We start from the raw sequence: 24,617 nt of genomic DNA on the forward strand, positions 1-24,617 counted from the left end.
TCTTCGATGACATTGGCAACAGTGTCACGGTGACCGGGGTGAGCGGCGTGAGCTCGGCGGCGGAGGACCTGCAGATACGCATCATGGATGATACACCACTGGCGAAAGACAACACTGTGGTGGTCGCAGAGGCAGGTCTACCTCCCTTCAATCTGGTCCTGGTAGTCGACACCTCGGGTAGTATGTTGTGGCGGATTGGAACGACGACCAATGGCTCTCCAAATCGCTTGGAGCTGGCAAAGGATGCGTTGAATCACATGATCGATTCCTATGTGGCGTTGGGGGTCCCCTTGACCATCACAGTGATCGATTTCGCCAGCAATGCTGTCTTGATCCCACAGACGAATGATCCCGATGTGGCCAAGGCCAGTATCTCCGCCTTGCCTACGGATGGCGGTGGCACCAATTACAACGCACCCCTTGTATTGGCACAGAGCCAACTCACGGCAGATCTGGCCAACCCTGCATTGGCCGGTTATGAGACCAAAGTTTACTTCTTGTCAGATGGTGCCCCTAACGAGGGCAATGTACCCGCTGGTTGGACGAGCTTTGTGAATGATAACAACGTGGAAGTGTATGCCGTTGGCCTCAATGTCAGTGGCAACGCCTCTGCCATCGGTCAACTGGCTCTGGTGGAGGATAACGGTGATGCTGTGACCCTGGTCGATAATATCAATGATCTCGATGCCACCTTGCAGGCCACTGTACCGCTACCGCTGAGCGGCAATGTGATCACGGATGTTGACGCTGGCGCCGGGGTGGACACAGTGGGTGCCGATGGCCCAGGGACTGTGTCGGAGGTCAGCTTCACAGTGACAGACCCGTCTGCTTATGTAGGGAAGGCCGATAGCATCGATGGCAATGTGGTGACCTTCCTGGTGCAAGGGGGGACGACCGGCCCCATGGTAACCCCTGCGGGAGGGCAGTTGGTTGTGAACGCCGATGGTTCCTACTCCTATACCGCCCCCAACGATGTGGCCGTTGATACACAAGAGGTATTTACCTACACCATTGTGGACTCGGATGGTGATGAATCCAGTGCTCAGCTAACCATACTGGTGCTGGATACCACGCCTATTATCGCGTCTGTTTTTGAAGACGGTTTGCCTACGGGCTTGCCGGGCAATGACCTTGCCCTGACAACAGTCGGTGGTTCTCTTGTCCACATGGTGGTCGACAGTGTGGGGGTCAGCTTCGGGATAGGTACAACGGCGGGCTTGCCCGCGCTGATGTCTGGCGGGGTGGTGATAACCTACAGCATCAGCCACAGTGTCGGGTTCGATACGCTGACGGCCATGGCCGGCAGTGACCCCATCTTCACCCTGGTGGTTGAGAGCAATGGGGATTACACCTTCACCCTGCAAGGCGCCATTGACCATGCTCAGGGAGATGGGAATGATTTGGAGCTGAAGGCGCTCAATCTCACCAGTGCGATCACGGCTCATGAAGGGGTGGATGGCGTGACCCTGATCCGTGACTTCATCGTGCAGGTGGAAGATGACGTGCCGGTCGTGATGACACCAGCCATGGGGATTTTGTTGAATCAGGCTGGCGTGACAGGCACGTTTCTGCTTGACGGTGATGGCACGCTCTCGAACAACTATGGTGCCGATGGTGGAACCATCCGTTTTGACGGTTCACTGCACGGCAGTAACAGCGGAATGACATCGGGTGGTTTGCCCATTTTCTACACGCTATCTGCGAATGGCACCCTACTGACGGCCGCCACGGCAGCCGGGACCGTGTTCATCGCCACTTTGCAACCGACGTCAGCGACCTACCAGATCCAGATGATCGGAGCGGTCGATGGCGGACAAACCGAGATCGACTTCAATAACGGTGGTTATGATTTCGTCGGTGGCAATGCGTCCTGGGCAGGTTTCTATACGGAGGAGGATGACAACAGCCAGGATCTGCTGTTAACGGCCATGGCGGGGGGAGGCGATGGCAGCACTGTCAATACAACGGCCAATACCGGCGGGATCGGTGGCGGGGCATCCGTCGGCTCTGGTGAGGCGATGCGGATCGACTTCGTCGTCGATCTGGCTGGCTCCCCGGTCAGCGGAGGGTCTTACGGCGACCCAGCCAACCAGACCCACGCCTTCGAGGCCCATTATGATGTCAATGGTGCCTCCGCCTTGTTCACCGCGATCGGACGTGGGGGATCCAGTGTAAGACTGGTCGCCCGTCAGGATGTCGACAATGACAACGACATTGGTGATGGCAACAGAGAGTCGCTGACCGCAGTGGCAATCAGCTTCAACGGTTCGACCAGGATTGTCAGCATCGCCGCCGGCATGTCACAGACTGTTGTGGTGGGTGGTCGTAGCTTCACGGTGAACTTCAGCGATGATATGCCCGGAATGGGGGTGGTTTATGTGGCGACAGTGGTGGGGGTTGTTTCCAACACCAGGCTGGCGGCATATACCGCAGATGGCTATAACAGCCTGGAGTTTCACCATGCTGCGGGGAGTGACTTCAAGATTGGGGACTTTGGTTCCAGCGTCACGACACCCGGGATTCCGGTCAATTTGCAACTGCCGGTTACCTTGACGGATGGTGATGGGGATCAGGTCCATGGCAGCATTGGCTTGAGTCTACTGCCAGAAGCTCCCTTTACCCTCGATTACACCGATGAGGCCAGTGGGGTCAATGCTACTCTGGCCAGCACCCAGGGGCATGCGATCGGTTCTGATCACAACGACATCATCACGGGCAATGCGGCGGATAACATCCTTTCGGGCGGGGAGGGCAACGATACGTTGTCTGGATTGGGGGGCAAGGACCTGTTGGACGGCGGGGCAGGCAACGATACCCTGTCAGGCGGGGAGGGGGACGACATCCTCTATGGTCAGGCAGGCAACGACATCCTGGATGGCGGCATAGGTGACGACACCCTGATCGGAGGCCTGGGTGCCGACACCCTGATCGGGGGCACAGGCCGGGATACCTTCAAGTGGCTTGCCGGTGAGGCGGATGGCAGCACAGATATCCTCACCGACTTTACTCTGGGAGCAGGCAGTAACGGCGACGTGCTGGATCTCTCCCAACTGCTGGTCGATGTGCCGCTCAGTGCCGACAACAACGTGCTGGCCAATACGCTCAACAGCTATCTGACGTTTGACACCGATAACCATACCCTGACCATAGACACCAATGGCAGTGTGGCGGGAGGGGATCAACTGATCCTCAGTTTCCAGAATGCACCCGACTTGAACCAGGGAGGCGCTCTGAGCAGCAATCAGGATATCATCCGGCAGCTGCTCGAGGATGGTAACCTCAAGGTGGACCCCAATCCGTGATGGGGGGAGAGGGGGCAGGTTGCCTGCCCCCTGTCGCTTGAGGGAGAAGGGCGTTAAGATAGGCGACACTGAGGCGGTGAGGACGGTATGGAGCCATTTAACTGGGTTGACATCGATGGCATTCGCTATAGCTGGGACGGGCAGGGCAGCATCAGTTGCTTCGGCCGCTTTGCCTATCAGACCCAGCTCGATGGCAGCAGCCTGAACGGACTCGAGATAGAGAACGAGGATGGCGAGGTCGCGGGGGTATTGAACGTGGACTTCGCCGCCATGAGTCTCTCTTTCGTTCCCTATGTGGGAGTGGAGCCACCTCATCTGGTGCTGCTGTTTGGTGATGGAGTGGGTCAGCAGGAGGCTTCCCTGCAGAGCCTGACCGCCTTGCCCCACGATCTGCTGGCCAGTGCCGCTCCCCTCGATTGGTCATCCTGGGGCGAGTCGGGTGGGGCGATAGAGGGGCTTCCCCCGAGTGAAGGACACGTTCTGTCGTGGGACTCGTTTCACTTCGATGAAGAGTCATCACTGCCCGAACTGACCGGCGCACCTGCCCAGCCCCAGCCTATGGTTCCTGCCCCGGACGAGATCAGTATCAGCCTGGACATGAGCAATCATGTGCTCGACATGCTGCCCCCCTACCACGATGTATGAATCCGTGCCTGCCACGGGCATAATGCCGCCATCATCCTGATTGAGGTATTAGCTATGTGGCGTTCAGTTCTCTCCCTGTGTCTGTTTTGCAGCAGTGCCGCCTGGGCGGTTGCGCTCCCCGAGGCCCCGCACCTGCTGGTGAGCGGCTATGCCGAGCAGAAGGTGGAGCCCGACATGCTGACCCTGCGGGTCGCCGTCACGGCGCTGGAGAAGAAGGGTATAGCTGCCAAGCAGCAGGTCGACAGCCGGGTGGCCGCCTTCTTCGGCCAGCTCGAGGGGTTGGGGATCAAGCGCAGCGATGTGGAGGCCGGCAATCTGGTGATCTCACCGGAATACCAGTATCCGCAAAACCGCAAGGCGGAGCTGGTCGGTTACCGCGCCCAGCGCCAGCTGGCGGTCAAGCTCTATCAGCTCGACAAGCTGAGTCAGTTGATGGATACCGCCCTCAAGTCCGGGCTCGAGTCCGTGTCCCAGATTGAGTTTGGCCTCAAGGATCCTCTGGCTGCCCGTGAGCAGGCCAGGATCAGTGCGGTGGAAGATGCCCGTGCCAAAGCGCAGTCGCTGGCCAAGGCATTCGGTGTGACCCTGGGCAAGGTGTACAGCATAGAGTACCGCAGTGCGACGCCGACCCCTGTGTATGCCCGTGGCCTCAAGATGGGGGCCATGGCGGCGGCGCCCGAGGCGGCCGATGCCAGTTACGAGCAGCACGAGATCAGCATCAGCGACAATGTGGAGGCCGTGTTCCTGCTCGACTGAACAAGACACGACTGACAAAAAGGGCTCCTCAAGAGGAGCCCTTTTTCATGGTACCTGTGGGATCAGTGCAGGATACGGGCCCGCAGGGTACCGGAGATCTCCTTGAGCTTGGCCAGCGCCTTCTCGCTGTGCTCTGTCTCCACGTCGATCACCACATAGCCTATCTCGCTGCTGGTCTGCAGGTATTGGCCGGCGATGTTGATCCCCTCTTCGGCGAAGATCTGGTTGATCTGGTTCATGACGCCGGGCTGGTTGCGGTGAATGTGCAGCAGGCGGCTGGAACCCTTGTGGCCGGGCAGGGAGACCTCGGGGAAGTTGACCGCCGACAGGGTGGAGCCGTTGTCGGAGTACTTGACCAGCTTGCTGGCCACTTCCAGGCCGATGTTCTCCTGAGCCTCCTGGGTCGAGCCACCGATATGGGGGGTGAGCAGCACGTTGTCCAGGCCGCGCAGGGGAGTGACGAACTCCTCGTCGTTGGACTTGGGCTCGCTCGGGAAGACGTCGATGGCGGCGCCGGAGAGGTGGCCGCTCTTGATGACGTCGGCCAGGGCATCGATATCCACCACGGTACCGCGGGAGGCGTTGATCAGGATGGAGCCCGGTTTCATCATGCGCAGCTGCTCGGCACCGATCAGATCCTGAGTGGAGGCGGTCTCGGGGACGTGCAGGCTGATGACGTCGGACATGTTGAGCAGCTCCACCAGGCTTGGCACCTGGATGGCGTTGCCGAGCGACAGCTTGTTCTCGATGTCGTAGAAGTAGACCTTCATGCCGATGCTCTCGGCGATGATGCCAAGCTGGGTGCCGATGTGGCCGTAGCCTATGATGCCGAGCTTCTTGCCACGGGCTTCTACCGAGCGGTTGGCGAGCTTCTCCCAGACACCGCGATGGCACTTGGCGTTCTTCTCGGGAATGCCGCGCATCAGCAGCAGTATCTCCCCCAGCACCAGTTCGGCGACGGAGCGGGTGTTGGAGAAGGGGGCGTTGAAGACGGGGATGCCGCGCAGTTCGGCCGCTTTGAGGTCAACCTGGTTGGTGCCGATGCAGAAACAGCCGATGGCGAACAGCTTCTGGGCGGCGTCCAGCACCTTCTCGGTGAGCTGGGTGCGGGAGCGCAGACCGACGAAGTGTACGTCGCGGATCCGCTCGATCAGATCCTCTTCGCTCAGGGAGGTCTTCAGGTAATCCACATTGGTATAACCGGCGGCGCGAAATGTCTCTACCGTGTTGGGGTGAACCCCCTCCAGCAGCAGTACCTTGATCTTATCCTTGTCGAGCGAGAACTTGACGGTCATGACGATCCCTCTAAATCAGTGCAGGTATGGTGTGTGAAGAAAACAGTAAAGTAGCAAAAACAACCGGCAGAGGGAATATTTGTGACCAAAGTCAAATTCTTTTAAGTTTTCAACGATAGTTGTAAGCCGGCTGGCGTAAGTCACTGACAGTTAAATCAAAATGATGTCGACCGGCATCAGGGCCCAGGTGCCGCCATCATAATGACGCCCTCACCCTGGAGATGCCTCGAACGGTGGCCATTCTGCCTTTAGTGGAGGCACGCCGATCACGACGAACCGCGCCGGCGACACCGCAGCGAGGTCGTCGGCGCCGTCTGTCCCATGGATTGACGGGGCGATCGCCCGTGTGCCAATCAGCCGGCATCACACCCGCATCGCGGTAAGCGCGCACAGGCCCTGGTGGGTTGCATTTCCCATGGCGGGGCTGTGCGTGATGGGCTTACTGGGTGATCACCCCGTCCGGTGTGCCAATCAGTACCACATCGGCGCCGCGGTGGGCGAACAGGCCGTTGGTGACCACGCCGACGATGCCGTTGAGCTGCTGTTCCAGCCCCTTGGCGTCTGCGATGGCCATGCCCTTGACGTCCAGAATGATGTTGCCGTTGTCGGTCACCACCCCTTCACGCCAGACCGGGTTGCCACCGAGTTTGCGGATCTCGCGGGCCACGTATTCGCGGGCCATGGGGATCACCTCGACCGGCAGCGGGAACTGGCCCAGCAGGTCCACCGTCTTGGTGTTGTCGATGATGCAGATGAACTGATCGGCCACGGCGGCGACGATCTTCTCCCGGGTCAGGGCGGCGCCACCCCCCTTGATCATGTCGCGGCTGGCGTTGATCTCGTCGGCGCCATCCACGTAGACGGAGAGGGCATCGATCTCGTTGAGGTCGAACACCTGGATGCCATAGCCCTTGAGGCGTTCGGTGGAGGCGATGGAGCTGGAGACGGCTCCTTTAATCTCATCCTTCATGGTCGCCAGGGCGTCAATAAAGTGATTGACGGTAGAGCCTGTGCCCACCCCGACTATGGTGCCGGGTACCACGTATTTGAGCGCAGCCCAGCCGGCCGCCTTCTTCATTTCATCTTGGGTCATGGTAAATCCTTAGGGAAAAAGCGGGCGCATTATAGCCAAGAGTGATCCCGGGGGCGACCATTGCGCTCACGTTATGGGGAGAAAAAACGCAAGATGTAAATCGTTTGCCTGTTTGTTGGCCGATCACCCCGCCGTGGCGCCCCGGGCGGCGCAACCCGGGAGCTTGTCGGCGGGGGGGGCGTCAGCGGGTCTCGAAACACCAGCGCCGGCTCGGCGTGATGATCTCCGGCAGTGGCACATCCCAGCTCTCGCAGGGAATGGTCTCCACCTGCTGGCAGTCGTGGGCGATCCCCAGGGGCAGGGGGCCCTCTCTGTGGCTCTGCCAGCGAGTCAGGGTGCGGTCGTAATAGCCGCCCCCCATGCCGAGCCGGTTGCCCGTGGCATCGAAGGCGACCAGCGGGGCGCAGAGGATATCCAGGTCGGTGTGGGGCAGCAGGCGCAGCTCATCGAATTCGGGCTCAGGGATGCCGAAGCGGTTCACTGTCATGGGACTGGTCGCCGTATAGTGCAAGAACAGCAGGTGACCCGGATTGAAGGGGTGCAACACCGGCAGGTAGATCTGCTTGTCCTGGTGCCAGAGCCAGTCGATGAGGGGGCGGGTGTCGAGCTCGCCATCGTTGGCCAGGTAGAGGGCGATGCGGCGGGCCGCCTCTATCCGGGGGTGTTGCTGACACTGGGTCAGCAACTGCCGGGCGGCCGCCTGCTGTTCGGCCTGGGTGAGGGCGCGCCTGCGCTCGCGAACAAGCTGGCGCAGGGATTGTCTGTCTGACATGGCGACTCCGCGAAGAAAATGGCTGGCCCTACCATAGCAAGGAGTGGGGCCCTGGCAAAAGGCCCATCCTGGATCAGCCGGCCAGGGCCAAGGCAGCGCCACTCATTTTTGACGCCATTGATGCTTGATGAAGATGGCGGCCAGGGCCGAGATCGCCAGTGCCATGGGGTAGATGCTCATGCTCACCACGGCCAGGGGGGAGAGGGCGAAGATGGAGCCCAGCAGCAGCGCCTGGGCCCCCCAGGGGATCAGCCCCTGCACCACGCAGGAGAAGATGTCGAGCAGGGAGGCGGCGCGGCGCGGGGTGACCCCGTGGCGCTCGGCCAGCGCCCGGGAGACCTTGGCGGCCACTATGATGGCCACCGTATTGTTGGCGGTGCAGACATTGGTGAGGCCCACTACACCGGCGATGCCGAGTTCGGCCGCCTTCTCGTTCTGCTCACCATCGTGCTGGCGGGTGAAGCGGGCAATCAGGGCGCTGATGCGCTCGCTGATCCAGGCGAGCCCCCCCTGACGCTCCATCAGGGCGCCGAGGCCGCCGATCAGCATGGAGAGCAGGAAGATCTCCTGCATGCCGGTAAAGCCCTGGTAGATGTCCTTGCTGAACTGGCCGAGGGAATAACCGGCCGTCATGCCCACCAGGCCGGCGCAGAGTATGCCAAGGCCGAGCACCACGAACACGTTCACCCCCGCCAGGGCCAGCCCCAGGATCAGCAGATAAGGCAGCACCTTGAGCAGGGCGATATCCCCCTGGGGCACAGGCGCGTCACCCACGTTGCCGAGGGTGAGGTAGAGCAGGATCACCAGCACGGCGGCGGGGGCCGCAATCTTGATGTTCTCGCGAAACTTGTCCTTCATCTCGCAGCCCTGGCTGCGGGTCGCGGCTATGGTGGTGTCCGAGATGATGGAGAGGTTGTCGCCAAACATGGCGCCGGAGAGGATGGTGCCCGCCATCAGCACGGGATCGATGCCGGCGGCCTGGGCCACCCCAAGGGCGACCGGTGCCACGGCGCCGATGGTGCCCATGGAGGTGCCCATGGCGGTGGCAATAAAGGCAGAGATGAGAAACAGACCCGGCAGCAGGCACCAACCCGGAATGAGGGAGAGCCCCAGGGCCACGGTGGCATCCACCCCGCCGGTGGCCTTGGCCACGGTGGCGAAGGCGCCCGCCAGCAGATAGATGAGGCACATGGCCATGATGTTGCTGTCGCCCACCCCCTTGAAGAAGGTCTCAAGGTTTTGGTTGAAGCCATCCTTGCCCAGCAACAGGGCCAGCACCACAGCCGGCAGCGCCGCCACGGGGGCAGGCAGCTGATAGAAGGCGAACTTCACCCCCTGCAGGGTCAGCCAGGTGCCGGTACCGATGAAGAGGGCAAGAAACAGCAGCAGGGGGAGCAGGGCTGCGGCATTGGGGACGCGTGGGTGCATGAGGGCCTCGGATGCGTGGTTCATGACTCCTGTCATCTGTTCGCCATTCTGGGGTGGCTGGCATCCTGCCGGGCCGCCACCCTAGTGCTTTGCCCCGTCAGGGTCAAGATAGACGTCCAGACGGTTACTATTTTCTCTGGTGTGATTCAGTTTTTGGCTTTATGTCCGCTCTTTATTCGGATATTTGATTTAAATCCGTCGATTGGTCGATGGCGTGTGAAGCCAGTCACCGGGCTTTTCAAAGGCGCTCAGGGCTGGTAGAACTGTCTCTTTCCAAAAAGCATGACAACAGATGAGAGGGTGGAGATGGACAATCCGATCCGTGTGGCCGTGATGGGCTGTAATGGTCGTATGGGTAAGGTGCTGATCGAGGCTATCACCAACACCGAGGGCGTGGTGGTCGGCGCGGCGCTGGAGCGCCCCGGCTCTGCGCTCATCGGGCTGGATGTCGGGGAGCTCAACGGCCTGGGTCGGCTGGGAGTGACCATCAGCGAGAGTCTGGACAAGGTGCGCGATGAATTTGATCTCATCATCGACTTCACCCGTCCCGAGGTGACCCTGGCCAACCTGGCGTTCGCCCGTGCCCATGGCAAGGCCATGGTGATCGGCACCACCGGCTTCGATGAGGCGGGCAAGCAGGCCCTGCACGACGCGGCCGGGGAGATAGGCATCGTCTTCGCCTCCAACTACTCGGTCGGAGTCAACCTGGTGTTCAAGCTGCTGGAGCAGGCCGCCAAGGTGATGGGGGAGTACACCGACATCGAGATCATCGAGGGGCACCACAGACACAAGGTGGATGCACCGTCCGGCACCGCCCTCTCCATGGGGGAAGTGGTGGCGAAAACCCTGGGCCGGGATCTCAAGGAGTGCGCCGTCTACGGCCGCGAGGGGATCACCGGCGAGCGGGATCGCAACACCATCGGCTTTGCCACCATCCGCGCCGGGGATCTGGTGGGGGAGCACACCGTCATGTTTGCCGACATCGGCGAGCGGGTGGAGATCAGTCACAAGGCATCGAGCCGGCTCACCTTCGCCAACGGGGCGGTGCGAGCCGCCGCCTGGTTGCGGCAGCAGCCGGCGGGTCTGTATGACATGCAGGACGTGTTGAACCTGAAGTGATGAAGAGAACCCCGGGCCGCCGGGGTTTTTTTTATGTGTTAAACAGGGCTGACGCTCAGTTTTTTATCTCAAAGCGTCATAAATCATACTCATCTGGCCTGCTCCCGCCCGCTGGCAAGCGAGTTGTCAGAAAAGGGTGAACGCAAAGGCCGCTTGATCCCCTGGCGACACGGCTTTTTTACATGATGTCAGTCAGCGTAAAAATTCACACAAAGAAAAACGTTTTCCTTGTGGCTTTTGAAATCTACTGGCATGAAACATGACGTAGTCAGCGAATTGATATTTTTATTTGTTTTTTAGTTTGTTGTTTTAAATGGTTTTTTTTGTGGTTTTTGCGATTTGGATGGCTCATGGGGTGGCCGCCGAGGCGAGGGCTGTCTTTTCTTTTGTCGCTGGGGGTTGCATTGCGATGAACTGCATAGATAATGGGTATTATTGCTTTTTTATTGAATTTAGATGCATTTCTTTTGTGGAAAGACGTTGAAATGACATCATTTTTGAGTAGAATGCGCCCAATTTGCCAGAAATCTGCCGGTTCGGCCCCCTGTTTCGACGAGGGAATCGAGCCGCAACACCCAGGTAAATTGCTGAATTTAAAGCTAAATAACTGGAGGTTGTCTTGAATCACACTGCATTGCTAGTGCTGGAAGATGGAACTGTGTTCAAAGGCGTGTCGATAGGCGCCGAGGGATGTTCCGTTGGTGAAGTGGTTTTCAACACGTCGATGACGGGTTACCAGGAAATTCTCACCGATCCCTCTTATTCCCGTCAGATAGTCACCCTCACTTACCCCCATATAGGCAACACCGGCACCAACAGCGAAGATGAAGAGTCCAGTCAGATCCATGCCCAGGGCCTGATCATCCGTGACCTTCCGATACTTGCCTCCAATTTCCGCAATCAGCAATCCCTCTCCGACTACCTCAAGTCCCACAACATCGTTGGTATCGCCGACATCGACACCCGCAAGCTGACCCGCATCCTGCGGGAGAAAGGCGCCCAGAACGGCTGCATCCTGGCTGGCAAGGATCTCGACGAGGCCCACGCCCTGAGCCAGGCCCGCGCCTTCCCGGGCCTCAAGGGGATGGATCTTGCCAAGGAAGTGACGAGCGAAGAGACCTACGGCTGGACCGAGGGGAGCTGGCAGCTCGGCAAGGGGCACGTCACCCCGAGCGACGCCAAATACCATGTGGTGGCCTACGACTTCGGCGTCAAGCGCAACATACTGCGCATGCTGGTCGACCGTGGCTGCCGCCTGACCGTGGTGCCGGCCAAGACCCCGGCTGCCGAGGTGCTGGCGATGAATCCGGACGGCATCTTCCTCTCCAACGGCCCCGGTGACCCCGAGCCGTGCGACTACGCCATCGAGGCCATCAAGACCTTCCTCGGCACCCACACCCCGGTGTTCGGCATCTGCCTGGGTCATCAGCTGCTGGGGCTGGCCTCCGGCGCCAAGACGGTGAAGATGAAGTTCGGCCACCACGGCGCCAACCACCCGGTCAAGGATCTCGACAATGGCACCGTCATGATCACCGCCCAGAACCACGGTTTCGCGGTGGATGAAAGCAGCCTGCCCGAGTGCCTGCGCGCCACCCACGTCTCCCTGTTCGATGGCTCCCTGCAAGGCATCCATCGCACCGACCGTCCGGCCTTCAGCTTCCAGGGGCACCCCGAAGCGAGCCCGGGCCCGCACGATTGTGCCGGTCTGTTCGACTACTTTATTGAATTGATTAAGCAGTATCGCGCCTAAGAGGATAAAGAGAGCCATGCCAAAACGTAACGACCTACAGAGCATTCTGATCCTCGGCGCCGGCCCCATCGTCATCGGTCAGGCCTGCGAATTCGACTACTCCGGCGCCCAGGCCTGCAAGGCCCTGCGCGAGGAGGGCTACCGCGTCATCCTGGTGAACTCCAACCCCGCCACCATCATGACCGACCCCGAGATGGCCGACGCCACCTACATCGAGCCCATCACCTGGGAAGTGGTGCGCGAGATCATCAAGAAGGAGCGCCCGGACGCCGTGCTGCCCACCATGGGTGGCCAGACCGCGCTCAACTGCGCCCTGGATCTGGAGAAGCACGGCGTGCTGGCGGAGTTCGGTGTCGAGATGATCGGCGCCACCGCCGACGCCATCGACAAGGCCGAAGATCGCCGTCGCTTTGACATCGCCATGAAGAGCATTGGTCTCGAGTGCCCGCGCGCCGGCATCGCCCACAACATGGAAGAGGCGTGGGGCGTGCAGCAGATGGTCGGCTTCCCCTGCATCATCCGTCCCTCCTTTACCATGGGTGGCTCAGGCGGCGGCATCGCCTACAACACCGAAGAGTTCGTGGAGATCTGCGAGCGCGGTCTGGATCTCTCCCCGACCAAGGAGCTGCTCATCGATGAGTCGCTGATTGGCTGGAAAGAGTACGAGATGGAAGTGGTGCGGGATCGCAATGACAACTGCATCATCGTCTGCGCCATCGAAAACTTCGACCCCATGGGGATCCACACCGGTGACTCCATCACGGTCGCGCCTGCCCAGACGCTGACCGACAAGGAGTACCAGCTGATGCGCAACGCCTCCATGGCGGTACTGCGCGAGATCGGCGTCGAGACCGGCGGCTCCAACGTCCAGTTCGGCATCAACCCCAAAGACGGCCGCATGGTCATCATCGAGATGAACCCGCGGGTGTCCCGCTCCTCCGCGCTCGCCTCCAAGGCGACCGGTTTCCCCATCGCCAAGATCGCCGCCAAGCTCGCCATCGGTTACACCCTGGACGAGCTGATGAACGACATCACCGGCGGCCGCACCCCTGCCTCCTTCGAGCCGGCCATCGACTACGTGGTCACCAAGATCCCGCGTTTCAACTTCGAGAAGTTTGCCGGTGCCAACGACCGCCTCACCACCCAGATGAAGTCGGTCGGTGAAGTGATGGCCATTGGCCGCAACTTCCAGGAGTCCCTGCACAAGGCGCTGCGCAGCCTCGAGACCGGCAAGACCGGTTTCGACCCCATGGTGGACCTCAATGCCCCGGACTCCCTGACCCGCATCCGCCACGAGCTGCAAGAAGCCGGCAGCGACCGGATCTGGTACATCGCCGATGCGTTCCGCGCCGGCCTCTCCATGGACGGCATCTTCAAGCTGACCAAGATTGACCCCTGGTTCCTGGTGCAGATTGAAGAGCTGGTCAAGCTCGAAGAGCAGGTGAAAGAGCGCGGCATGGCCGGTCTGGATGCCGACTTCCTGCGCGTCTTGAAGCGCAAGGGCTTCGCCGACGCCCGTCTGGCCAAGGTGCTGGGCGTGGCCGAGACCGAGGTGCGCAAGCTGCGCGCCCGCTACGAGATCTTCCCGGTCTACAAGCGGGTCGATACCTGCGCCGCCGAGTTCGCAACCAACACCGCCTACATGTATTCGAGCTATGACGAGGAGTGCGAAGCCGCACCCACAGGCCGCGACAAGATCATGATCATCGGCGGCGGCCCGAACCGCATCGGTCAGGGCATCGAGTTCGACTACTGCTGCGTGCACGCGGCCCTGGCCCTGCGCGAAGACGGTTACGAGACCATCATGGTCAACTGCAACCCGGAGACCGTCTCCACCGACTACGACACCTCCGACCGCCTCTACTTCGAGCCGGTGACCCTGGAAGACGTGCTGGAAATCGTCCGGGTCGAGCAGCCCAAGGGCGTCATCGTCCAGTACGGCGGCCAGACTCCGCTGAAGCTTGCGCGAGCATTGGAAGCTAACGGCGTGCCTGTCATCGGCACCAGCCCGGACGCCATCGACCGCGCCGAAGACCGCGAGCGTTTCCAGACTGCCGTCGAGCGTCTGGGCCTCAAGCAGCCGGAAAACGGCACCGTCACCGCCCTGGAGCAGGCCGTGCTGCTGGCCGAACGCATCACCTACCCCCTGGTGGTGCGCCCCTCCTACGTGCTGGGTGGCCGTGCCATGGAGATCGTCTATGACGAGCAGGACCTGCGTCGCTACTTCGCCGAGGCAGTGAGCGTTTCCAACGAGTCGCCGGTGCTGCTGGACCGCTTCCTGGATGACGCCACCGAGGTGGACGTGGATGCCATCTGCGACGGCGTGGACGTGGTCATCGGCGGCATCATGGAGCACATCGAACAGGCCGGTATCCACTCAGGTGACTCCGCCTGCTCCCTGCCGCCCTACACCTTGTCCAAGAAGATCCAGGACGAGATGCGCGAGCAGGTGCGCAAACTGGCACTGGAGCTTGGCGTGGTGGGCTTGATGAACGTCCAGTTCGCGGTCAAGAACGACGAGATCTACCTCATCGAAGTGAACCCTCGCGCCGCACGTACCGTGCCGTTTGTCTCCAAGGCCACCGGTGCGCCCCTGGCCAAGATCGCCGCCCGCGTCATGGCCGGTCAGTCCCTGCAGGCTCAAGGCTTCACCACCGAGATCATCCCGCCTTACTACTCGGTCAAAGAGGTGGTGCTGCCGTTCGCCAAGTTCCCGGGCGTCGACCCGCTGCTTGGGCCGGAAATGCGCTCCACCGGCGAGGTGATGGGGGTAGGCAGCAGCTTCGCCGAGGCCTATGCCAAGGCCCAGCTGGGTGCCGGTCACCAGGTGCCGCGGGAAGGGCGCGCCCTGCTCTCCGTGCGCCACAGCGACAAGGAGCGGGTGGTCAACCTGGCCGCCAAGCTGCTGGAGCTGGGCTATGACCTCGACGCCACCCACGGCACCGCCGTGACCCTGGGGGAGGCGAGCATCAACCCGCGTCTGGTGAACAAGGTGCACGAAGGGCGTCCGCACATTCTCGATCGCATCAAGAATGGCGAGTACACCTACATCGTCAACACCGCCGAGGGTCGTCAGGCGATTCAGGACTCCAAGCAGCTGCGCCGCGGCGCCCTGCAGCACAAGGTGGCCTACACCACCACGCTGCACGCGGCCTTCGCCACCTGCATGGCCATCAGCGTCGATGCCACCGCCAACGTGAACTCGGTGCAGGAGCTGCATCAGAAGGTGAAAAACCGCTAAGGGCAGCGCCGGCCGGGCGGGGAGATGAACTCCCGCTCTTGCACGCCGCCACGCCATGAAAAACCCCGCCAGTGCTGGCGGGGTTTTTGTTTTGCGCCGGTTTCGCCAGGGGGGCGCTGGGGGACGGCCCTCAGGCAAGGGTGTTATTCTCCCTAAATAATCAAATTGATAACCAATGGTTGCGCAATCAGTGCTTTTGATTGCAATCTTTGCAATCTCTCACCCGGACACCCTCCCTATACTGGTCTCTCATCACACAAGGTCGTCTGCGCCTGCAAGAGCGGGGTGCGAGGATCAGGGCCAGTTGCCTATCCGGCGGCGCAGGCCGGCCTCTGTCATCCACAGGGGCCACAGGAAACCGGTTGTGGGGTTACCACCCGCGCAACCGTCAGGGCCAGCGTTACCGCGCCAGCCTGCTTCCTCCTCCTTAACCCCGTCAGCTTGCCTGCCCAGTCGCGTCGTTGCTGACCCTCATCACCCGCAACGGCCGCCTCAAGGACATCAGCCAAGGGAATCAGAATATGAGCTTCGATCATCGCAAATACCGCCCGGCCCCCGTGATCGCGCTGGCGGACAGACAGTGGCCCAACCGGGTGCTGACGCGGGCGCCGACCTGGTGCGCCGTGGATCTGCGGGACGGCAACCAGGCGCTGGTCGAACCCATGACGGTGGCCCAGAAGCTGCAAATGTGGGCCCTGATGACCCACATCGGCTTCAAGCACATAGAAGTGGGCTTCCCGGCGGCCTCCCAGCCGGATTTTGATTTCGTGCGCGAGCTCATCGAGCGGGATCTTATCCCGGAGGATGTCACCATCCAGGTGCTGGTACAGGCCCGGGAAGATCTCATCGCCCGCACCTTCGAGGCCCTCAAAGGGGCGAAGCGGGCCATCGTCCACGTCTACAACTCGGTCAACCCGACCCAGCGCAACTATGTGTTCAACACAGATCGCGACGGGGTCAAGGCCATCGCCGTGCAGGGGGCGCGCTGGGTGCGGGAGTATGCCGAGCGCAATCCTGGCACCGAGTGGAGCTTCCAGTATTCCCCGGAGAGCTTCAGCAGCACAGAGGTGGCGTTCGCGGTGGAGGTGTGTGACGCCGTCATCGACCAGTGGCGTGCCGCTGCCCGCCCCATGATCCTGAATCTGCCCGCCACCGTGGAGGTGAGCACCCCCAACGTGTTTGCGGATCAGGTGGAGTGGTTCTGCCGCCACCTCAAGGCGCGCCCCGAGGTGAGCATCTCCATCCACACCCACAACGATCGGGGCTGCGGGGTGGCCGCCGCCGAGCTGGCGGTGCTGGCGGGGGCCGATCGCATCGAGGGCACCCTGCTCGGCAACGGCGAGCGCACCGGCAACATGGACATCGTCACCATGGCCATGAACCTCTACAGCCAGGGGATCGACCCCGAGCTGGACCTGTCCGACATGGACGCCATCGTCGCCACCGTGGGGGCCTGCACCCAGATTGCCTTGCACCCGCGCCACCCCTATGCCGGCGAGCTGGTCTACACCGCGTTTTCCGGCAGCCACCAGGACGCCATCCGCAAGTCTCTCGCGGCAGAAAAACCGGATCACTACTGGGACGTGGCTTACCTGCCCATCGATCCTGCAGACCTTGGCCGCAGCTACGAGGCGGTGATCCGCATCAACAGCCAGTCCGGCAAGGGAGGGGTCACCTATCTGCTGGAGCGTGACCTCGGCCTGCAACTGCCGCGCTGGCTGCAGATCGACTTCAGCCGCCGGGTCCAGGCACAGGCGGAGGCGAGCAGCAGCGAGGTGAGCCCCGAGCAGATCCGCGCCCTGTTCGAGCGGCACTATCTTGAGCCCGCCCACGGCTATCGCATCGGCCGTTTCCAGCTCGGCCACGACAGCCAGGAGAGCCTGCGCCTGGAGTTGCAGACCCCGGGCGGCAGCGTGCAACTCGATGGCGAGGGGGAAGGCGCCATCACGGCGCTGGTCAACGGCTGGCAGCGCCAGACCGGCATGCACATCGACGTGCTGGACTACTCAGAGCACGCCCTCACCGCCGGTACCGAGTCCCGCGCCGCCGCCTATGTGCTGCTGAGTGTCAATGGCCAGCGTCAGTGCGGGGTGGCCATCGGCCGCGACGTGGTCAGTGCCTCCCTGCAGGCGGTGATCAACGGCGCCGCCCAGGTCGAGGTCCTGCGCCAGAGCGCCTGACGGGTGACCCATCGCGCCTGCGAGCCGGGGGGTCGAATCAGCTTCAGGTGATACCGCTGCCGCACCGGCGGCGGTATTGTTTTTATGGGGGGAGATAGACACAATGTTTGCCATCGCTCACCGGCAAGTGCCCTGAATATCCATGGTCGCTGCGGTGGGGGTGTTGAATGGACGCTGCGGTTGGAAACGGGCGCATGTATAGACAGTTTGCGAGGTACCTGCCCATGATGAATCGCTCCCCCAGATTGCGGATAGATCCCGCCATCTTGATGACACTGCCCCTGGGCAGGCAATTGTCCATCCTCGCCTTGTTGCTCGCGCTGATGCTGGTGGCCATGGGGTGCGCCATGTTGCTCGATCCCATGCCGACCCATCATCTGTTCACCCTGGGCGCGGGGGCCGAGAGCATCAATGTGCTGACCCTGCTGTTCATGCTCTGGGTCGTGCAGTGCTCTTACCTCTATCACCAGACCCATCGTTATCTCAGCTGCGGTTTGGCCATCTGGCTCGTGTCCGGTGTCATCGATCTGATGGACGAGGCCTACCTTCAGCCCATGTGGCTCGCCACCCTGGAGGATGGTCTGAGAACCCTCGGCATGTTGGTGGTCGCCTGGGGGATATTGCTGGTGCTGCGCCAGATCAGCATGACCCATGCCCAGCTCACCTCCCTGGCGATGTCGGATGAACTGACCAGCCTCTCCAATCGCCGCTCCTTCCGCCAGGTGCTGGACTCCCAGGCGGGAGAGGGCAGCTCTCTCATCCTGCTCGATCTGGATCACTTCAAGCGGATAAATGATCACTATGGCCATGCCGCCGGGGATGGGGTATTGCAGGCGTTCGGGCAACTGCTCCGTGACGTTTGCCCGCCCGGCGGCCTGGCGGCGCGCCTGGGGGGCGAGGAGTTTGCCATGCTGTTGCCTGGGGTCTCAGGCAGCCAGGCGTGCAAACTAGCGGAACATATTCGCAGCGAGACCGAAACGCTGGGGGCGGGCGAGGATATCCGCTTTACCGTCAGTCTGGCGGTCGGGACATGCCGCGCCGGGGAAGAGGTGGGGGAGTGGATCCGGCGCACCGATCTGGCCCTCTATCGGGCCAAGGAGAGGGGGCGCAACCGGGTCGAGCTGGCGTGATGACGCCAGGGACTGGTGCCGGGCATGGGGTTGGCTGGCCTGCGCCCTTCAGATTGCCAGCACCATCCACTACAATGGCCACCAGTTTGCATTCGGGGCCCCTCATCCGGGATGAGGGGCCCGCACTTTATCGGAAGCCCTCATGATCCCCTCTCACCCTTTATCCTTCGTCCCTTGGCGCCTCTGCGCACTGCTGGCTGCCGCCGTGCTGGCGGGCTGCGCCAGCGAACCCAATGCCCCGGTACAGGATGCGGCGGCCATCGCCAAGCTGCCCAAGGCGATGCAGCCCCGTCAACCCGCGGACATGAAGAGCCGCATCGTGCGCTTCCTGCCGCGCCAGGTGCCAGACAAGCCGGGCTGGGCCAACGATGTGGTGACGGCCCTCACCACTCAGGGGCTGACGGTGAGCGATCACAATGTCTGCAGCGTGCTGGCGGTGGCGGAGCAGGAGGCCACCTATCAGGCCGATCCCGTGGTGCCCGGCCTTGGCAAGATAGCCTGGAAGGAGATCAACGCCCGGGCCGGCAAGCTGCTCATTCCGGAATTCGTGGTGCGCACCGCCCTCTCCATCAATTCCCCCACCGGCAAGAGCTATGCCGAGCGCATCGACAGTCTGCGTACCGAGCGGGAGATGAGCGAGATCTTCGAGGACATGATAGGCATGCTGCCCATGGGCAAACGGCTCTTTGGCGACCTCAACCCGGTGCGCACCGGCGGCCCCATGCAGGTGAGCGTCGCCTTCGCCGAGGCCAACGCTCGGGGTTACCCCTATCCGATCCGGGAGTCCATCCGCCACGAGGTGTTCACCCGCCGCGGCGGCATCTGGTTTGGCACCAAACACATCTTTGGCTATCCCGCCGACTACCCGGACACCCTCTACCGTTTCGCCGACTTCAATGCGGGCTGGTATGCCAGCCGCAACGCCGCCTTCCAGGCCGCGGTGAGCCGGGTCAGCGGCAAGCCCCTGGCCCTGGATGGGGATCTGGTCCGCTACGATTCGGATCTGCCCGGCAAGACGGAGCTGGCTGTCCACAGCATCGCCAGCCGCGTCAACATGAGCAAGCAGGCCATCCACCAGAGCCTGCTCAAGGGAGACAGCAGCGACTTTGCCAAGACCGACCTCTATCACAGGGTCTTCGCCCTGGCCGACCAGCAGGCGGGCAAGCGCCAACCCCGCGCCGTGCTGCCCGGCATCCAGCTGAAAAGCCCCAAGATCACCCGCAATCTCACCACCGCCTGGTTCGCCAAGCGGGTGGATGACAGGGAGCAGGCCTGCGTCAGAAAGATGGCGACCATTCGCTGACAGCCAGAGACAAGCAGGTGGGTTTACACAACCAGGGCGGCCCATGAGCCGCCCTGGTTGTTGGGCGAGCCTTGACGGTCCGGGTCGTCTCATCAGGGGGCCTTGACGACCCGGGTCGTCAGAGTGGGCAGATCCCAGGTCCCCCCTGCCGCGATCAGGCGACAGCTGCCGGTGGTGCTGATGTTGCTGGGGACAAAGGTCTGGCCATCCCAGACCCAGCGTTCATTCGACCAGCAATCCCCCAGCCCGCGTCCCTTGTGGGAGGCGGTGAGCTCACCGGAGTGGTAGCCATTGGCATCCGTGCTGATCAGAACGGCCGTCCGGGGATCCAGATCGGCGCTGATCAGCACGAATGCCGCCCCGTAGTTGTAGGCAGCCATCCAGCAGGGCAGCTCGATCAGCACGCGCGTCTCGTCAAAGGGATGGAGGATGCCATCCATGCCGCTCTCCTGGGCGCGGTCACATGTCTCTTCGCCGACTTGCTGGTTCAACCACTGCATCATGGCGTGCCGTTCGGGTTGGGTGAGGGGGCGCTGGCCGCCATCGGGCGCAACCTGTGCCCCATGAATCGTCGGGGCAGGCAATGCGGGGGGCACAGTACCGGCGGGCTGGTTGCCCCGTTTGGTCAGGGCCGTGACAGTGCCAAGGCGTCCCTGGAACTCATCCATCTTGAGCAGGACCGCATAGGCGCCCGCCCCCGAGAGGGATTCCTGATGATAGCCCCACTGAAACACCACAGTCCCCGTGCCCTTGATGGCCCGCACCAGGGCCTCGGTTTGCGCCGGGTCAAAGGGGGTGCGCTCCTTCATGGTGCCAAGGACGGCGCCCTGGATCCTCAGTTCGATCTGCCTGTCTGTGGGGGCCGGCGGTGTCTCATCGGGGTAGTCGGCGATCACCATCTCGGCGTCGAGTCTGCCGTCCGGTCCCCCTTCCCGGGTCAGCAGCACCGAGATACCGCCGCTCTGGGCGCTGTAGCCGGCGGCGCGGCAGGTGAGGGTGTTGTCACAGGCCAGCTCCCACTCCTTGTGTTGAAACGACATGCCGTCAGGCGCGGCGTGGGCGAGGGAGGGGGCAAGCAGCCATCCGGCAGCGAGGACAAGGGGGGCGTTACACAGGATTGAGCGCATCTTTGGGTCCATCGGGTTGGCGGGGGGCGCAGGGTATGGTCGGAGTGGGATTCTAACGCATCATATCTGGTGCGTCGCCCGCAGGAAGCATTACGGGCACTGAGGGTCTTGCAGTATGATGGGAAAACGAGTCTACCTTGAGGCAGGCATGAGATTTCCGCGTATTTTCAGATTGCATTTGAGCCACCTGACGCTGGCATTGGCCGTGTTTACCCTGCTCGCCGTGCTCGGCAACAGTTTCTATGCCTCCTACCGGGTGCAGCGGGAGCTGCTCATCGTCAGCACCTTGGAGTCCAATCAGGCCTACGCCGCCAAGTTGGCGGAGACGGTCGGGCTCATGCTCGAGTCGGCGCAGCGGCAGCTGGCCTTCAGCGCCGAGCTGCTGGGCAGGCAGATGGGAGACGAGGGGGTGATCACCCGCGAGGTGGAGCGTCTGTTTCGTCAGACTCCCATGTTCAACACGGTCGCCGTCGTGAGTCAGGATGCGGTGCTGCGGGCGCTCTACCCCGACAAGGCCCACCGGGCCGGGAGCCGGATGACGTCGGCGGGGGGGGGGGGGGGGGGGGGGGGGGGCGGGGCGGCCCGCCCCGCCCCCCCCCCCGCGTCCCCATCATCACGGACCCCTTCGTGGCCATGTCTGGGCGCTATCTCGTCAGCATCACTCACCCCATCTTCTCGCCGGGGGGGGATTATCTCGGCTTCATCTCGGGCAACCTCTATCTGGAGGCGGACAACATACTGTCGAGGCTGCTGGCCCATCACTACTACTCGAACGGCACTTATCTCTATGTGGTCGATCGCAGCAAGACGCTGGTCTATCACCATGAGCACGACCGCATCGGCGAGCGGGTGGAGGGTAACCCGGCGGTGGATGCCGTGGTGCAGGGGGGAAGCGGCGCCGTTTCACTCACCAACTCCCGCGGGGTCGAGATGCTGGCGGGCTATGCCGCCGTCGGCGATAGCCGCTGGGGCATAGTGGTGCAGCGCCCGGGTGAGGCGACCCTGGCCAACCTCAACACCCAGATGAGGGCCGTCTTGTTGGCCAGCATACCGGTCAACCTGCTCATCCTGGTGCTCGTCTGGCTCGCCTCCTTGTTTATCGCCCGCCCCCTGTGGCAGCTGGCGAACAATGTGGCCGACATGAGCAACCAGGATGGTCAGCAGCGGATCGCCGGGGTGCGCGCCTGGTATTACGAGGCGGCCCAGCTCAAGCGGGCCATCCTGCGGGGGATCGGTCATATCCACACCCGCTTCGATGAGCTGCATGCGGAAAACCGCAGCGATCCCCTCACCGGCCTGCTCAACAAGCGGGGTATCCAGCGGCTGCTGCGTCGCTATGAGGAGGAGAGGATCCCCTTTTCGGTGCTGACCGTGGATGTGGATCACTTCAAGCACGTCAACGACACCCATGGTCACGACGTGGGTGACAGGGTGCTGGTGGCCCTGGCCGGGCTGATGCAGCAGAGGGGGAGGAAGGATGACGCGTTTTGTCGAAGCGGCGGGGAGGAGTTTCTCATCTTCCTGCCGGATACCCCGAAGGCGGTGGCCGGGGAGATAGCGGAGCGGCTGCGCCGCCTGGTGGCCGCCACCCCCATGGCCGGGGTGGGCACCATCACGCTGTCGGTCGGCGTGTCCGCCTGGACGCCGGAGAGCGGCCATCACCAGGATGATGCCATCAGGCAGGCGGATCTTGCCCTCTATCGTGCCAAGCAGGCCGGTCGCAACCGCATCGAGCTGGACGAGACCTAGACCCGCAACAGGCCGCGAAAGCCCCTGGCGGCATAGTAGGACTGGGGGCCGTTGTGGTACACAAACACGCTGTCGTAGCGGCGATCGCAGAACAGGGCGCCGCCGAGCGCCCTGATTTCCTCTGGGGTCTGTATCCAGCTCGATGTCTTGGCATCGAAGCAGCCCAGGGTCTGCAGCGCCCGATATTCGGCCTCCGTCAGCAGTGTTATGCCCATCTTGGCAGCCAGCTCGATCGCGCTGCCTGCGGGCTTGTTCTCCTTCCTCGACGCCAGAGCCGCGCCGTCATAGCAGAGGCTCCTGCGGCCACTTGGGCTCTCGGCGCTGCAATCACAGAACAGCAGCTGCCCGGTCTGCCGATCCTGGCCGATGACATCGGGCTCGCCGCCGCTGCTCTCCATCTGGTGGAGCGAGCGCAACGACTGGGGATGGGCATCGAGCCTGGCGCGCACCTGTGACCAGGTTATGCCCTGGTGGCGAGGCCGGTGCCGCTCGAAGCGGGCCTGCAAGGTGGCGAGCAAGTCGTCAACCTGCACATTCGTCACTGTCATCATGCTGCCTCGTTGTGGTTCAGGTTTGCGCCGTCAGAAACTCATGGCCAGGCCGATGGCGTAGCCCTGGGTGTTGTTGCCGAACATGAAGCGGTACATGAGGCGGGTGCGGGTGACCCACACCGGGTATTTGCTGGAGTCGAGCTCGAAACCGGCCCCGATGGAGTTGAGGGCGTTGAAGCCGAGCAGGCCCCGCTGATCCCCCAGGTATTCGGTGCGGGCTCCCTCCAGCACGTAGCGCAGCGGCCGATCGAGCAGGGTCCAGTCAAACAGGGGGGCGCGGCGGCGCAGATAGAGGCCGATGTTCTCGGCGTTCGCCTCGCCCCTGACACTCGGGCTGGTGCCAAAGGTGCTCTGCAGATGGAGGAAGGAGTAGCGCAACTCGGCGTCGATATCCTGGCTGTCGGAAAACAGCTCGTAGTCGAGCATGAGGGAGCCGCCGAGACCATAGACGTTGAGCTGGCCGTTATCGAGAAAGTCCAGGCCACGTCCCGTCTTGCGATTGAGGTACCAGTTGCCTATCTGGATGTCACTCGCCACCGTGCCGAGGGAGACATTGGCGATGGGACGCAGCACCCAGTTGGGGGCCAGGGTGAAGTCCCAGCCGATGCCGCCGGTGGCGGTCAGGCTGTTCCACTTGGCGGGGATGGTCCGGCTCTCAGCCCCCTGGCTGATGACGAACTTGGGGTCGTAGCGGCTGTAGCCCAGGTTGCCCTCCAGATAGATGGGCACCTCCTTGCTCATGGTGGCCCCCCCGCCGAGCTGGCTCATGGTCAATGCCGCCTGTTGACCGCTGCCCCCCGAGATATCCAGATTGCTGGAGGTGATGTCGGGGATCACGTTGAAGGTCATCAGGGCGACCACGGCGTTGGCACGCTCTTGCAAGCGCGCATCGATGGCGCCGTCGGCGGCCAGGGCGGGCAGGGCCCACCAGGTCATGGCCAGCAGCGAGACGCGCCCGGCGGCGCCATGGCGCGGCGCGCGTCTATTGTGGTCAAATGGCGTTGCTCCCATACCCCTTCCCCGTGGCAGCGCCCAGTCGGGCACGGATGGTTCGAGTCTACCTCAGGAACCGGCGGCGTCCATGGCCGCGCCGCGTCCTTGTCCGCAAGATGGGGCCCGGGTCTGGCCGGGGCGATTATTTGCCACGCATTGGCGCCGAAAATTTGTTACACTCCG

Annotated in this window: 18 protein-coding genes; 10 read left to right on the top strand and 8 right to left on the bottom strand. The window is 62.4% G+C overall.

Annotation, left to right across the window (positions count from 1 at the left end; translation table 11 throughout):
- The first annotated feature begins 38 nt into the window (after window positions 1–38).
- The 3 genes from ACW5W4_RS03055 (at window position 39) to ACW5W4_RS03065 (ending at window position 4,703) form a co-directional block, all read left to right on the top strand.
- On the top strand, window positions 39–3,302 hold the full coding sequence (locus tag ACW5W4_RS03055) for a VWA domain-containing protein (protein WP_456688357.1): 3,264 nt from the start codon (window positions 39–41) through the stop codon (window positions 3,300–3,302).
- Window positions 3,303–3,389: 87 nt separating this feature from the next.
- A complete protein-coding gene (locus ACW5W4_RS03060) occupies window positions 3,390–3,947 on the top strand; it encodes a hypothetical protein (RefSeq protein WP_456688358.1) in 558 nt (185 codons plus the stop codon).
- Between the two features lie 54 nt (window positions 3,948–4,001).
- Window positions 4,002–4,703: an SIMPL domain-containing protein gene (locus ACW5W4_RS03065; protein ID WP_456688359.1), complete on the top strand. Its 702-nt coding sequence runs from the start codon at window positions 4,002–4,004 to the stop codon at window positions 4,701–4,703.
- Between the two features lie 62 nt (window positions 4,704–4,765).
- On the opposite strand, the gene serA is transcribed toward ACW5W4_RS03065, so the two are convergent.
- The 4 genes from serA to ACW5W4_RS03085 form a co-directional block, all read right to left on the bottom strand.
- Window positions 4,766–5,998 carry a phosphoglycerate dehydrogenase gene (gene serA, locus ACW5W4_RS03070; RefSeq protein WP_111873025.1) on the bottom strand — a complete coding sequence of 411 codons (1,233 nt, stop codon included), beginning with the start codon at window positions 5,996–5,998 and terminating at the stop codon, window positions 4,766–4,768.
- Between the two features lie 439 nt (window positions 5,999–6,437).
- Window positions 6,438–7,091 (bottom strand): ribose-5-phosphate isomerase RpiA, encoded by a 654-nt coding sequence (gene rpiA, locus ACW5W4_RS03075; RefSeq protein WP_456688360.1) that lies wholly within the window; start codon window positions 7,089–7,091, stop codon window positions 6,438–6,440.
- A 181-nt stretch (window positions 7,092–7,272) separates the two neighbouring features.
- Window positions 7,273–7,863, bottom strand: a complete 591-nt coding sequence (locus tag ACW5W4_RS03080; RefSeq protein WP_456688361.1) for a 5-formyltetrahydrofolate cyclo-ligase — start codon at window positions 7,861–7,863, stop codon at window positions 7,273–7,275.
- A gap of 102 nt (window positions 7,864–7,965) precedes the next feature.
- Entirely contained in the window at window positions 7,966–9,315 is a 1,350-nt protein-coding gene (locus tag ACW5W4_RS03085; RefSeq protein ID WP_456688362.1) for a Na+/H+ antiporter NhaC family protein, read from the bottom strand.
- A gap of 282 nt (window positions 9,316–9,597) precedes the next feature.
- Here ACW5W4_RS03085 and dapB point away from each other — a divergent pair, with 282 nt between their 5' ends.
- A complete protein-coding gene (gene dapB, locus ACW5W4_RS03090) occupies window positions 9,598–10,410 on the top strand; it encodes a 4-hydroxy-tetrahydrodipicolinate reductase (RefSeq protein ID WP_456688363.1) in 813 nt (270 codons plus the stop codon).
- Window positions 10,411–10,678: 268 nt separating this feature from the next.
- Here dapB and ACW5W4_RS03095 read toward each other — a convergent pair whose 3' ends face one another.
- Window positions 10,679–11,038 carry a hypothetical protein gene (locus ACW5W4_RS03095; RefSeq protein WP_456688364.1) on the bottom strand — a complete coding sequence of 120 codons (360 nt, stop codon included), beginning with the start codon at window positions 11,036–11,038 and terminating at the stop codon, window positions 10,679–10,681.
- Between ACW5W4_RS03095 and carA the strand changes: the two genes are divergently transcribed.
- The 5 genes from carA to ACW5W4_RS03120 all read left to right on the top strand — a co-directional run bounded on the left by carA (window position 11,030) and on the right by ACW5W4_RS03120 (window position 20,014).
- A complete protein-coding gene (carA, locus tag ACW5W4_RS03100) occupies window positions 11,030–12,160 on the top strand; it encodes a glutamine-hydrolyzing carbamoyl-phosphate synthase small subunit (protein ID WP_456688365.1) in 1,131 nt (376 codons plus the stop codon). The two genes, ACW5W4_RS03095 and carA, sit on opposite strands and share 9 nt — an antisense overlap.
- Window positions 12,161–12,176: 16 nt before the next feature.
- On the top strand, window positions 12,177–15,401 hold the full coding sequence (gene carB / locus ACW5W4_RS03105) for a carbamoyl-phosphate synthase large subunit (RefSeq protein WP_456688366.1): 3,225 nt from the start codon (window positions 12,177–12,179) through the stop codon (window positions 15,399–15,401).
- A gap of 521 nt (window positions 15,402–15,922) precedes the next feature.
- On the top strand, window positions 15,923–17,581 hold the full coding sequence (gene leuA, locus ACW5W4_RS03110) for a 2-isopropylmalate synthase (protein WP_456688367.1): 1,659 nt from the start codon (window positions 15,923–15,925) through the stop codon (window positions 17,579–17,581).
- Window positions 17,582–17,805: 224 nt separating this feature from the next.
- Entirely contained in the window at window positions 17,806–18,711 is a 906-nt protein-coding gene (locus tag ACW5W4_RS03115) for a GGDEF domain-containing protein (RefSeq protein WP_456688368.1), read from the top strand.
- A 142-nt stretch (window positions 18,712–18,853) separates the two neighbouring features.
- On the top strand, window positions 18,854–20,014 hold the full coding sequence (locus ACW5W4_RS03120; RefSeq protein WP_456688369.1) for a DUF1615 domain-containing protein: 1,161 nt from the start codon (window positions 18,854–18,856) through the stop codon (window positions 20,012–20,014).
- Between the two features lie 92 nt (window positions 20,015–20,106).
- On the opposite strand, the gene ACW5W4_RS03125 is transcribed toward ACW5W4_RS03120, so the two are convergent.
- Window positions 20,107–21,141 (bottom strand): DUF1176 domain-containing protein, encoded by a 1,035-nt coding sequence (locus ACW5W4_RS03125; RefSeq protein ID WP_456688370.1) that lies wholly within the window; start codon window positions 21,139–21,141, stop codon window positions 20,107–20,109.
- A gap of 633 nt (window positions 21,142–21,774) precedes the next feature.
- On the opposite strand from ACW5W4_RS03125, the gene ACW5W4_RS03130 reads away from it, so the two are divergent.
- Window positions 21,775–22,890 (top strand): sensor domain-containing diguanylate cyclase, encoded by a 1,116-nt coding sequence (locus ACW5W4_RS03130; protein ID WP_456688514.1) that lies wholly within the window; start codon window positions 21,775–21,777, stop codon window positions 22,888–22,890.
- Here ACW5W4_RS03130 and ACW5W4_RS03135 read toward each other — a convergent pair.
- On the bottom strand, window positions 22,887–23,441 hold the full coding sequence (locus ACW5W4_RS03135) for a DUF4256 domain-containing protein (RefSeq protein WP_456688371.1): 555 nt from the start codon (window positions 23,439–23,441) through the stop codon (window positions 22,887–22,889). The genes ACW5W4_RS03130 and ACW5W4_RS03135 overlap by 4 nt on opposite strands.
- Window positions 23,442–23,471: 30 nt before the next feature.
- Window positions 23,472–24,377 carry an autotransporter domain-containing protein gene (locus ACW5W4_RS03140; protein ID WP_456688515.1) on the bottom strand — a complete coding sequence of 302 codons (906 nt, stop codon included), beginning with the start codon at window positions 24,375–24,377 and terminating at the stop codon, window positions 23,472–23,474.
- Window positions 24,378–24,617 lie beyond the last annotated feature (240 nt).

This window comes from Aeromonas crassostreae (assembly GCF_054052445.1).